General features: G+C 63.2%; 7 protein-coding genes. 5 read left to right on the forward strand and 2 right to left on the reverse strand.

Annotated elements, in window-relative coordinates; genetic code table 11:
* Together JS533_RS12485 and JS533_RS12490 are read left to right on the forward strand one after the other, a co-directional pair.
* Window positions 1-1,259: MFS transporter (locus tag JS533_RS12485; protein WP_241515041.1), on the forward strand; the 1,259-nt coding region annotated here is incomplete at its 5' end.
* Window positions 1,260-1,564: 305 nt separating this feature from the next.
* Window positions 1,565-3,124 (forward strand): MFS transporter, encoded by a 1,560-nt coding sequence (locus JS533_RS12490; protein WP_241515042.1) that lies wholly within the window; start codon window positions 1,565-1,567, stop codon window positions 3,122-3,124.
* Between the two features lie 101 nt (window positions 3,125-3,225).
* On the opposite strand, the gene JS533_RS12495 is transcribed toward JS533_RS12490, so the two are convergent.
* Window positions 3,226-3,879, reverse strand: coding sequence for an SGNH/GDSL hydrolase family protein (locus JS533_RS12495; protein WP_241515045.1), 654 nt, complete (start codon window positions 3,877-3,879; stop codon window positions 3,226-3,228).
* Between the two features lie 226 nt (window positions 3,880-4,105).
* Here JS533_RS12495 and JS533_RS12500 point away from each other — a divergent pair, with 226 nt between their 5' ends.
* Window positions 4,106-5,110: a LacI family DNA-binding transcriptional regulator gene (locus JS533_RS12500; RefSeq protein WP_241515046.1), complete on the forward strand. Its 1,005-nt coding sequence runs from the start codon at window positions 4,106-4,108 to the stop codon at window positions 5,108-5,110.
* 246 nt (window positions 5,111-5,356) lie between these two features.
* Window positions 5,357-6,517, forward strand: coding sequence for an AAA family ATPase (locus tag JS533_RS12505; protein ID WP_241515047.1), 1,161 nt, complete (start codon window positions 5,357-5,359; stop codon window positions 6,515-6,517).
* A 255-nt stretch (window positions 6,518-6,772) separates the two neighbouring features.
* Here the strand turns inward: JS533_RS12505 and JS533_RS12510 are convergent, their stop codons facing one another.
* Window positions 6,773-9,529: a phosphoenolpyruvate carboxylase gene (locus JS533_RS12510; protein ID WP_241515048.1), complete on the reverse strand. Its 2,757-nt coding sequence runs from the start codon at window positions 9,527-9,529 to the stop codon at window positions 6,773-6,775.
* A gap of 419 nt (window positions 9,530-9,948) precedes the next feature.
* Here JS533_RS12510 and JS533_RS12515 point away from each other — a divergent pair, with 419 nt between their 5' ends.
* Complete coding sequence (locus JS533_RS12515) at window positions 9,949-11,922, forward strand: threonine/serine exporter family protein (protein WP_241515049.1); 1,974 nt, start codon at window positions 9,949-9,951, stop codon at window positions 11,920-11,922.
* Window positions 11,923-12,314: the final 392 nt, after the last annotated feature.

Below are 12,314 nucleotides of genomic sequence, written 5' to 3' on the forward strand. Positions count from 1 at the left end.
TGCCGATTCCCGTCTACTTCTTCGCGAACCTGCTGTACTGGGCGTTCTTCGCTGGCATCACCACCGTGCAGTACGGTCTGCCCAGCGAAATGACCGAAAACCCGACCCAGCGCGCGCAGCTCGTCGGCGTCAACCAGATCGCCGGCGCGATCGGCGGCACGTTCCTGTCCGTGCTCAACGTGTACCTGTTCACTATCTGGGGCAAGGACAACTGGGAATCGTACTTCAACATGGCGCTGCTGTACGGCATCATCGGCACCGCCGTGCTGCTGCTCGGATTCCTGTCCATCCAGGAACGGCCGTTCGACGAATCGACCAACGTGTCCGATGCGGACGTCGATGCGAACGTAATCGGCGATGACAATGCTGGCGTCGCGGCAAACGCCGGCAGCCGTCTCGGCTTCGGCAGGCGGCTTGTCTCGGTCGTCTGGAACTTCCTGTCCGTGCTCAAAGTCAAGGAATTCCGCAACTATCTCGGCCTGTATCTCTCGGAGGAATGCTTCCGCACCGTGCGCGGCACGCTCAACACATACTTCGTGATCTTCGTGCTGCTGCTCGACCCGCAGACCGTCTCGCTCGCCACCGGCGTGAACCTGCTGTTCGGCATCGCGTGCGTCGGCTTCTTCATGTGGCTCACCGCAAGGATCGGCGGCCCGCGGGCGTACCGGCTCGGCGGCTTCGAGGTGATCTTCGTGTTCCTCGCGATGTTCGCGCTCGCGATGAACGCCGGCAACCTGCCCACCGGCACACGCGCCGTACTGTACATCGGCCTCGGCCTGTTCATGAACTTCGGCATCACCGGCGTGGTGAACGCGACGCAGTACACGTACACGTTCATCCCCGACGTCGACGAGATCATCACGTCGAAGCGACGCGAGGGCCAGTACGCGGCCATCAACTCGACCATCGACGACATCTTCTCCTCGGCCGAGACGATCGTGATCGGGCTGGTGCTGGAGGCGACCGGATTCGTGGAGGGCGCGACCTCGCAGCCGCCGCAGACCGTGACGGCGCTCGCCTGCCTGTTCGCATTCGCGCCGATCGCGATCTGCCTGATCGGCATCGTGTTCACGTACCGGCTCAAGCTGAACCGCGGGAACCACGAACTGCTGCTGTCCGAGATCGCGCGGTTGCGTGCGGGCGGCTCGATGGACGACGCGACCGACGAGACGCGCGCGCTGGTCGAAAGCCTGACCGGTATGCCCTATGAGCAGTGCTGGGGCCACAACAACGTGATCAATGTGGCGCGGCGCGGGTGAACCGGCTGATCGCTGCGTGGTTTGGACCCGGTGCCTTACGGCATCGGGTCTTTTTTGTATGCGCATATTGATCTGATCGTTGCGACACGCCGGTATCATAGAATAATCTTATCGATGAGATTTGTGATAAGGTGAGTATTGCAAACATCAAGCAAGGGAAATCGAACCGCAGAATCTCAACGATAAGACTCTGTGGGAACCGTGGAACGGACGGAGCAGTCCTCCACCCGCATCAATGATCACACCGCACGCCGTGACCATGCCGCGCGACTTCGATCTTCCATAGAGAAACAGGAGAACCCGAAATGTCCAGCACGACCCCCGCGGCCGGCCGCAAGCTGTCGTGGACGACCAAGTTCACGTACGCGCTGCTTCCGCTGTCGTTCACCATGAGCACGATGGTCGTCACATGGCAGATGATCTACTACACCCAGCCGCTGGCCATCGCCATCGGTGTCGTCACCGCGCTGCTTGCGGTCGGCAAGGCCATCGGCGGCTTCATCACGCCGGTCTGGGGCTACATCTCCGACCGCATGTACGCCACCTCCTTCGGTCGCAGGATCGGCCGCCGCAAGGGCACACTGCTCATCGCCGCCCCGCTCAACCTCATCTTCTACGTGGCGCTGTGGGTGCCGAACATGCCGGTGTGGTACTACCTGGTCGTCAACGTCATCTACTACGCCGTCTACCCGGGCATCAACACCGTCGTCTACTCGCTGCCGAGCGAGATGACCGACGATTCCAAGGATCGCGCGGCCCTCGTCGCCATCCAGCAGATCGGTGGCGGCGTCGGCGGCTTCGCGTTCTCGATGTTCAACACCTACCTGTTCAAGGTCTGGGGCGCCGACGGCTGGCAGCCGTACTTCAAGGTCGCCATGATCTACGGCGTGCTCGGCACCGTGCTGCTCGTCATCGGCGCGCTGTGCATCAAGGAGCGCCCGTACGACGAGACCACCGACATCGCAGCCGCCGACAAGGGCGACGCCGGGAAGGTCGGCTTCTTCGGCCGCCTCGTCTCCGTGTTCTGGAACTTCCTGTCCGTGCTGCGCATCAAGACCTTCCGCAACTACCTCGGCATCTACCTCGCCCAGCAGACCTTCCGCATGGTCCGCGGCACCATCAACGGCTACTTCATCCTCTTCGTGCTGCTGCTCACCCCGGCCGAGGTCTCCCTGTCCACCGGCTTCAGCTTCCTGTTCGGCATGGTGTGCGTCGTGGTCTGGGCCACGGTCATCTCCAAGCTCGGCGGCATGCGCTCCTATCGCCTCGGCGCGTGGGTCACCATTGCGCTGTTCGTCGGCATCCTCATCCTCGGCCTGAACGTCGCCAATCTGCCGAAGTCCACCGTCACGCTCGTGTTCACCGTGCTCATCACCTTGTTCACGCTCGGCAACTCCGGCATCGTCAACGCGCAGACCTACGTGCAGTCCTTCGTGCCGGACGTCGACGAGCTCGTCACCGGCAAGCGCCGCGAAGGCCAGTACGCCGGCATCCAGTCCACGCTCGAGGTCATCATCAACACCGTCGTGACGATCATCGTGGGCGTCATCCTGCAGGCCGTCGGCTTCCAGTCCGGCGCCGACGTCAAGACGCAGTCGCCGTTGGTCGTCAACGTGCTGCTCTACATGTACTGCGGCACCGTGATCGTGCTCGCGTTCGTCGGTATCCTGCTGACCTACCGCATGCACCTGACCGAGAAGACCCACGACATCCTCGTCGCAGAATCCGCCCGCCTGCGCAACGGCGGCCTGATGTCCGAGGTGAGCGACGAGACCCGCAAGGTCGTCGAGGATCTCGCCGGCATCCCGTACGAGCAGTGCTGGGGCAACAACAACGTGATCAACGCCATGCACAAGGCGGCCTGATCGCGGCCTGAGACAGCCCGAGACAGGAGGTCCGCCACCGGATATGAGCCCGTCCGGTGGCGGGCCTCCTGTCGTTTTCGGTTCCCTTTCCGGTTCCGGGCTTATCGGCGTGCATCCCGGGAGCCGGTGGTCCGGTCCTTGCGTAGCAGATCGGCCATCGCCGTGGCGAAGCGGGCGTGATTCTCGCCGTCCATGTGCAGCTTGTCGAGATCGCTCGCCTCGGCGATCTGCGCGGCGTCAAGGAACAGGCACCCCTCGCGTTCGGCGACCTGCCGGTACTCCCCTGCCAGCCGGTGCGACAGTTCGACCGCGCGCTCGTCGAAGCCGATGTATCCACTGGTCGAAATGCCCGGCTTGATGTAGATCGGCGAGACGATGACGATCCGCGGCGTCGGCGCCCCGCGATTGTCGGTGATCTTGACCTCGTGGACGAGCATGTCGATGCCGGCCGCGATCACGCGCGCGTCGGCCTGGAACATGGTCTTCATGTCGTTGGTGCCGAGGCTGAGGATGACGTAGTCGAGCGGCCGGTGCGTGATGAGCGCGCCCGGCAGTGCGGCGAGGCCGTTGCGATGCGGTTCGATCGGATTGTCGAACACGGTGGTGCGTCCGCCGAGTCCTTCCTCGATGACGTACCAGTCGTCGCCGAGCAGCCGCTGCAGTCGGCCCGGCCAGCGTACGTCGCGCGCGTGCCGCCCGCCTGCCGGGTTCGAGCCGTTCGTGTTGGAATCGCCGAAGCACAGTACGTTGATCATGATGAGCATCTCCTTGCCGCAGCTCGCTGACATGCTGCCGTGACTCGACTTCCGATCATACGAATGTCGCGGGGCGTACGTCGGCGACATGCCATGGTTTGCTGCAACGTGTGTCCGTCCGTGTGCGTTGGTGTCCGTCTACGTCCGTCCGTGTCCGCGCGCATCCTCCGCCGGCTACAATGAATCTCAACGATGAAGTACTGTCGCGCCAACGAAAGGGAGCATCATGGCAACGCTGAAGGACGTCGGCAAACTGGCGGGAGTCACGGCCACGACCGCGTCCGCCGCGCTGCGCGGCAAGGACTACGTGCGCCCCGAAACCATCCAGCGCGTGCGCGAGGCCGCCAAAAAACTCGGATACAAGACCAACCTGTCCGGCCGCTCCCTGCGCTCCGGCCGCAGCGACACGATCACGTTCCTCACGTCCGGACTCGAAGGCGACTATTTCTCGCATCTGTCCATGTGCGTCGCCGACGAGGTCAACCGCCGCGGCTCGCACATGCTCATCGAACTGTCGCGGTACCTGAACGGCAGCAACGACTTGTCATACACGTTCTCGGACGGCATCATCGCGATCAACGCGCCGCGCGCGCTCAACATCCTCAAAGAGCACCCGTCCGTCATGCTGGAAAACTACGAGACCGGCACCGGCATCGACACCGTCAACGCGCCAAGCGCGGAGGGCTCGCGCGCGGCCATCGAGCATCTCGTCGCGCGCGGCTGCACGCGCATCGGTATCATCGGCGACAACCGCGACCCCGGCAATCCGAACATCATCCCCGGATCGCGCGACCTGCGCATGCACTCGGCCAAGGCCGCGATCCTGGCGGCCGGCCTGCCGTTCGACGAGACGCGCGACTTCATCAAGTCGCCATGGTCGATCGACGGCGGCATCGGAGCCGGGCATGCGGTCGCGAGTTCGCTGCGGGAGACCGGATACGACGGACTGTACTGTCTGAACGACGGCATCGCGATCGGCGTGCTGCGAGGACTGGCGGACAGCGGCGTGCGCGTGCCGGACGACGTGATGGTGATCGGATTCGACGGCATCACGTCCGGCCAGTACAGCGTGCCGTCGCTGACGACCGTCGCCACGGATTTCAAGGGCATGGCGAACACGGCCGTGTCGCTGCTCATGCGGCGCATCGAGCACCCGGACGAGGAGTATTTCCCGCAGACCGTGAGCGTGGGGTACAAGCTCATCGAGCGTGAGTCCACGGCGTTGCGATAGAGACGGTCGGATTCCTTTATTCGGATTCCTTTATTCGGATTCCTTTACGATGGAAGATGCGAGAACGGACTCGCATGAGGGGGCACTGGCGGCGACTATCGTGCGATGGCCGTAACGGATACGGCAAGCGCGGAGGACAGCTGGAGTAGGGAAGGACTATGCGCTTTATGAAATTTTATGAACTTTTATGATTCTTGTAGAATTTGAAAGATGTTGTAGAATGTTTATGAAATTTTATGATTTTTTATGAAAGAGGTGGATATGGTGTCCAACCCGTTCAAACCAAGCGCAGGGCACCTTCCCCCCATTCTCATCGGCCGTGAAACCATCCTCGCCGACTTCAACGAAGCGCTTGAGGATGGACCGGGTGCGCCGGGTCGTCTTATGCGCGTCACCGGTCCGCGAGGCGTTGGGAAAACGGTGATGCTTGCCGAATTCAGTAACACCGTCAAAGCGCTCGGATGGCAGGTCATCGCCGAAACCGCCAGAAAAGACATCGTGCAACGCCTGATCGAGCGGCTGCAGCCCGTCAAAGGCAATTTCAGGTTTACTATCGATCCCAGTATCAGCGTCATGGGCGTGGGTGGTAGTCTGGGCGGCGTCAGCTATGAGAAGCAGCATCACATTGTCGACCTGAGCGACGCATTGGCCATTCGCTTGGACGAACTGGATAAGAAGAACTCCGGTCTGCTCGTCACCATTGACGAGGCACAGTCGATCGAACGGGATGACCTGACCGAAATCGCCACGGCGGTGCAGAACATGACCATCGCACATCGGAACATTGCGTTCGTGTTTGCCGGCCTGCCTTCCATGGCGTCCAAATGGTTGAACAACGAGGCGACGACGTTCATTCGCCGGGCGCAATACGAACCCTTAGGTGAAGTGCCGCTCGAAGAAGTCTCTGAGGCGCTGCGTGATACGTTCCAAGACACGGGGTTGTGGCTGGATGGCGATCCATTACATGTCGCCACGCAGGCCACCGCAGGATATCCGTTCATGATCCAGCTGGTCGGATACCACATCTGGCGGAACGCCAATCGTCGTCGGAACGGAGAAACGGAGGCGTTCGCAGTCACCGACGCCGATGTAAGGAGCGGAATATCCAGTGCTCTTACCCGTTTGGGCGACACCGTTCATGGTCCGGAATTGGATGGATTGTCGCCGGTCGATAAAACCTATCTGCTTGCCATGGCGCAGGATGACGGGCCATCGTCCACTTCCGTGATCGCGGAGCGAATGGGAAAGGACGTCCGGTATGCCAGCAGGTATCGCGCACGATTGCTGGAGGCGCAAGTGATTGTGGAAAAGGGATATGGCTGGGTTGATTTCGCAGTGCCGTATCTCAGGGAATATCTACGGGAACACGCGGCGTACGTGAGAATGACGTCGTCGGAGGAGGGCTGAATTCGGACTCGCCTGCGGCGAGGCTGTTTGTTTGAGCGAACGGCGAGGCCGTTCGCGGGGAGTTCGAGCGCGGCTGGGCCGCGCCGAACTCGGGATAAGGAAAGGCCCCGCAAAGTGCGGGGCCTTGCTGTGCTGGAGGTTTTTCGCGTGCGCGTTCGCTATAACGCGAAAAACCTCCTACGTTTGCGTGTTGGGAAGCCCACCGGGCTTCCCAACCGTGAATTGCAGCGCCAGCTGCAATTCACGACGCAAACGTCAGCCCGTATTCTGCAGGCCGGCGGCGACGCCCGAAACGGTGCACAGGATCAGGTAGATGAATCCTGCCTGCTGGCTCTGCGAGAGCTCTTCCTTGTCCACCTTCTTACGCAGCGAGCGCAGGGCGAGCACCTGCGTGACGGACAGCGCGTCCACGTACGGCGAACGCACGCGGATCGCCTGGCCGAGCACGTGACGATGCTGCAGCGGCCACTGGTCGCCGACGATGCGCAGCACCCACTTCGTGGTCAGCTCCATCTCGTCGAGCACCTTCTTCGACAGCTCCTCGTCGTCGCCGAGCGCGAGGTACATCTTCGCGATACGCTCGTCGGTCTTGGCCAGCGACATTTCGATGTTGTCGATGAACGTCGAGAACAGCGGCCACTCCTCGTACGCCTTGCGCAGCGTCTCCAGATCGCCGAACTGCTCGCACGCGGTGCCCAGGCCGTACCATGCGGCCAGGTTGATGCGGGCCTGCGCCCACGAGAACACCCACGGGATCGTGCGCAGATCGTCGAGCGACTTCGCACCCAGGCCGCGCTTGGCCGGACGCGAGCCGATCGGCAGCAGGCCGACCTCGGTCAGCGGCGTGACGGTCGAGAACCACGGAGCGAAGTCCGGGGTCTGCAGCAGGTCGAGGAAGCGGTTGTGCGCGGCCTCGTCCAGCTTCGCCGTCATGTCCGCATACTTCGCGGTCATTTCGGTGTTCGTCTTCTCCACGCTCGGCGCGGACTGCAGCAGCGTCGCGGCGGCGACGGACTCGATGTGGCGCACGGCCAGCACCGGGTTGCCGTAACGGGCGAAGATCACCTCGCCCTGCTCGGTCAGCTTGAAGCGGCAGTTCACGGAACCCTTCGGCTGTGCCAGCACCGCGCGGTTCGCGGGGCCGCCGCCACGACCGACGGCGCCGCCGCGGCCATGGAACAGGGTCAGATCGATATCGTGCTTCTCAGCCCAGGCGACGATGCGGGATTCGGCCGAATGCAGCGCCAGCGTCGCGGTGGTCGGGCCGGCGTCCTTCGACGAATCGGAGTAGCCGAGCATGACCTCCATCTTGCCGCCGGTCGCCTTCAGACAAGCCTGCACCTCGGGGATCTTGACGATCTCCTCGAGCACATCCACCGAGTTCTCGAGATCCTCAAGCTGCTCGAACAGCGGGATCACGTCGATGGTCGGCACATCCTCCGGATGCGCGAACGCCAGACGGTTCAGCTCGTACACGTCGCGCACGTTCTGCGCGGACTTGGTGAACGAGATGATGTAGCGGCGCGCGGCCTTGATACCGTTGCGCTTCTGGATCGAACCGAGCGCGCGGAACGTGTCGAGCACCTCGTGCGTCATCGGCTGCAGCGGGCCACGCTCGCCGTGCAGGCCGTGCTCGCGGATATCCTCCAGCGCGCGCGAATGCACGACGGAATGCTGACGGAACTCCATCTCGACCATGTGGAAGCCGAACGTCTCGGCCTGCCAGATCAGATCCTGCAGCGGGCCATAGGCGGAACGCTTCGCGCCGGCCTCGGCCAGCGAACGCTGCACGACCTTCAGGTCGGCGATGAAATCATCGCAGGTGTGGTACATCAGATCGGCGTCGCGCTCCACGGTGTAGTGCAGGCGGTCGGCCATGACCAGCATGACCGCGCGGTGCAGTTCCTTGGTGGAGATCAGCGCGGCCTTGTCGGTCAGGCGCTCGCTCATTTCCTTCTGATGGTTCCACAGGTTCTTCAGCTCGGCGCTCGCCGGGGTCGTCTCCGATTCCATCGTCAGGTTGCGTCCGACGGTGCGGGTCGCCTCCTCGAGGGCGGTGATCACATGATCGGAGAACTTGCGGGCCACCTGACGGCTCACCTTGGCGGTGACGTTCGGGTTGCCGTCGCGGTCGGAGCCGATCCAGCTGCCCGGGTGGAAGAACGCGGGGCACACCGGCTCGACGAGACCGGCCTTGTCGCCCAGGACCCAGTCGTCGAAACGGCGGTAGACGGCCGGGATCGTCTTGAACAGCGTGTTGTCGAAGATGTCGAGGATCGTGTCCGCCTCTTCGACCGGGGTCGGCTTCTTCAGCGCGATCGGCGAGGTGCGGAACAGGGCGTCGATCTCGTTGTAGAGACGACGGCAGTTCTCCTTGCGGTCCGAGCCGCCCAGCGTGCGGTGCGCCTCCAGCAGCTCCGCGATGCGGCGGATCTTGCCTTCAACGGCCTTGCGGCGGGCCTCGGTCGGGTGCGCGGTGAACACGGGATGGAACTCGAGCTTGTCGAGCAGCTCCTTCGCCTTCGCCGGGCCCATCTCGTTGATGAGCTGGTGGTAGGCGCACGTCATCTCGTTGACCGGGTCGACGGCCTGATCGCCGGAGACCTCGTTCTCGCGCTGGTGCAGCACGGAGACGCGGTAGTTCTCCTCGCTCAGGTTCGCCAGATGGAAGTACGTGGCGAACGCGCGGGCGAGCAGCTGCGCGTCGTGCAGATGCATGTTGTCGATGGTTTCGACGGCCTTCGCCAGTCCGTCGTGCTCCGGATCCGGATCGGCCAGAACGCCTTCGAAATGCTCGGCGCTGGCCTCGACGGCATAATTGCGCACGGTGTCGAACGTGGCAAGCAGTTCGGGATCGAATTCGCCCAGGACGTCGCGCAGAATGCGCAGACACAGGTCCATATCGTATTTGAGCGATTCGGGAAGATCACGCTCTTCGGGGCCTTTGGTCCCCAAACCTGACGTCACGATCGTGGCGTCGGCGGGCGTGATCTGCTGATCATTAGTTGTCATCAGACCTCCTTTGCTGAACTCCCGGTTGCTCGGTCTGCCGGTCATCCGCGGCTCCTCCGCGGTTGTTTTGGCCGGTCGTTGCAAGCCCAAAGCCGTTGGTTCAACGGTTGTGGGGCTATTGTATGACCCGGTTATCGACACTTTCGTTACAAAGTCCGGGTTGGGTTCGGGTTTCGAGACGCGGCGGTCGGCGCGAACGTGCGCGGTCCGGCCGACGTACGCGTGCGATCGTCGGCTGGGAGGTCGGTTATGAGACGGGCTGGTCCGAAATGCGGACGCAAATATGACCGTCGATGCACTCGCCCACGCCGCGCGGTAAACCTGAAAACGTGAGTCAAGGGCATCAATACGAACGAGAGAACGGCGAAACCAGCGCCGTCGCAGTACAGCATTTCCACACGCACTCCATCCCGCTCGACATGGAGGACATCGAACGCGACTGGGACAAGCCCATTGCCGAAGCGGGCATCGCGGCCAAGGCCAGCGTCATCGTACGCGTCGGCCTGCTCGACCTGTCCGCCGGCACCGGCTCGTTCCGCGTGCGCGAAATGATGCACCGCATCGCCTACCCGCTCGGCGTGCACGTGCGCGCCGACGTCAACCTCACCGACATCGAAGCCGCCTGCACCGACGGCAAGGACCGCATCACCGAAGTCATCGACCTGCCCACCACCGGCGTCAACACCGAACGCATCTGGCTGCTCGAACACTTCGCCGACTGGTTCAGCGTCAACCTCGGCGAAGACTCCATGTACCACACTCGGGCCGAGGTCTCCGCCGGACTGATGCAGCACCTCGACAGCAAGGACGCCTCGCAGGTCTCCGCCGAACTCGCCAAACAGCTGCGCGAGGAGAAAAAGGAAAAGGAACAGGCGGCCCGAAGCGGACAGGACGCCGTGCTCGACGCGCTCGAAGCGGCCAGCGAACACCTCGACCCCGGCGAGCCGGTCGCACCCCAGCTCGACGTACGCGAAACCGACTGGTCGCAGTCCGCCATGACCCAGTCGCTGGCGGCGCGCGCCGCCGTGGACAAAGAGGAGCAGGCCGAAAAGGCCGCCGCCGAAAACGCCGGCGAGGACTACCGGATCTCCGGGGACGCGAGGCCCGTCATCGGCATCGCCGATGCGGACAACGCGGATAGTCATGCGACGAACGGCGACGGTGTCGTCCCCGAGACCCTTGCCGCGGCATCTGCGGCATCCGCGGCGACGTCGGGCGAAAACGATTCCGCCGGCACCGCGGCCGACCGACCCGTCACCGACCATGTCCGCAAATACCGCAACGCCCCCGAAAGCGGGTTCCTGCCATCGTCGTCCGACGCGCACAAGCATGCGCACAAGCCGCCGAAGGGCGAATACGCCGCCCACTTCGACCACGTCGGCAAGGAACGCGTCTCCGGACGCCCCGGCATCACCGTGCGGCAGGCCCACCAGCGGCTCGACATGATCGAACGACGCAAGCCGCTCTACTCCCCCGCCTTCGCCGGCCTCGCCTCCGCGATCGCCTGCGCATCCTTCGTCTTCCTGCTCGGCGGCGGGCCGTACGACATGGTCGGCGCGTTCGTCGGCGCCGGACTCGGCCACTGGCTGCGCCGGCTCCTGTTCAAGCGGCATCTCAACCAGTTCTTCGTGACCTTCGTATGCGTCGCGGTCGCGGCGCTCGCGTGCACCGGCACGCTGCGACTGATCGGCATATTCGCCCCGGTCGCGCTGCAGCACGACACGGCGTACATCGGCGCGATGCTGTTCGTCATCCCCGGATTCCCGCTCATCACGGGCGGGCTCGACATGGCGAAGATCGACTTCCCGTCCGGTGTGCAGCGCGTGACCTACGTGTTCTGCATCATCCTGATGGCCACGCTCGCAGGGTGGATGGTCGCCACCATCGTGCACCTCAACCCGACCGGATTCGAGCCGCTCGGACTTAACCCGCTGGTCAACATGCTGCTGCGCGCGGTATTCGCGTTCCTGGGCGTGTGGGGCTTCTCCGTGATGTTCAACTCGCCGCAGCGCATGTGCCTGACGGCAGCCGTGATCGGTATGATCACCGACACGCTGCGCCTGGAAATCGTGGACATGGGCGTGCCGGCCGAGGCGGGCGCGTTCATCGGCGCGTTTTTGGCCGGCATTCTGGCCACCGTGTGGCGCTCCTCGGTGCGTAAGGGCTGGCTGCCGCCGCACCTCGGCTATCCGCGCATCTGCCTGACCGTGCCGTCGATCGTCATCATGGTGCCGGGCATGTATATGTACCGCGCGATGTGGTACCTCGGCAGCTTCGAGACGCTGCACGCGCTCGACTGGGCGTTCCGCGCGTTCATGGTCATCATCTGCCTGCCGATCGGCCTGGCGATGGCCCGCGTCATCACCGACAAGTCCTGGCGGTACGACATCTGAGCTGTCTGCGTATCCACACACGCCCGGGGCCGAATCATCGTATCGGTCCCGGGCGTTATATTATTCCGATTTGTGGATGCAGTTTGACGATCGAGAGGCTGTTTTTTGAGTTTGTCGGGGTCAGTTTGACGATCGAGAGGCTATCGCAGTCGCCGGCGTAGGCCCAACCCGTCCAATTTCCGTTGGGAATGGCGTAGCCGGGTGAGCGATGCGCGGGGACGACGCCTCTCGATCGTCGAACTGACCTAGGCAATGGGCTATTTTGGCCTCTCGATCGTCAAACTGCCGCATAACCCGTCGATTTGATTGTGGTTTGTGCGTGTCTGTATGCGGCCTTGGCGATGTCGTGGATGTCCTCGGAGACGATGCCGGCTCATAGCGTGAGACGTTTG

The sequence above is a fragment of the Bifidobacterium amazonense genome (genome assembly GCF_018555435.2).
GTDB lineage: Bacteria > Actinomycetota > Actinomycetes > Actinomycetales > Bifidobacteriaceae > Bifidobacterium > Bifidobacterium amazonense.

Coding starts and splice junctions, on each gene's coding strand:
- JS533_RS12495 (WP_241515045.1), bottom strand. CDS start 3,879: ATGATCAACGTACTGTGCTTCGGCGATTCCAACACGAACGGCTCGAAC.
- JS533_RS12505 (WP_241515047.1), top strand. CDS start 5,357: ATGAAAGAGGTGGATATGGTGTCCAACCCGTTCAAACCAAGCGCAGGG.
- JS533_RS12515 (WP_241515049.1), top strand. CDS start 9,949: ATGGAGGACATCGAACGCGACTGGGACAAGCCCATTGCCGAAGCGGGC.
- JS533_RS12490 (WP_241515042.1), top strand. CDS start 1,565: ATGTCCAGCACGACCCCCGCGGCCGGCCGCAAGCTGTCGTGGACGACC.
- JS533_RS12510 (WP_241515048.1), bottom strand. CDS start 9,529: ATGACAACTAATGATCAGCAGATCACGCCCGCCGACGCCACGATCGTG.
- JS533_RS12500 (WP_241515046.1), top strand. CDS start 4,106: ATGGCAACGCTGAAGGACGTCGGCAAACTGGCGGGAGTCACGGCCACG.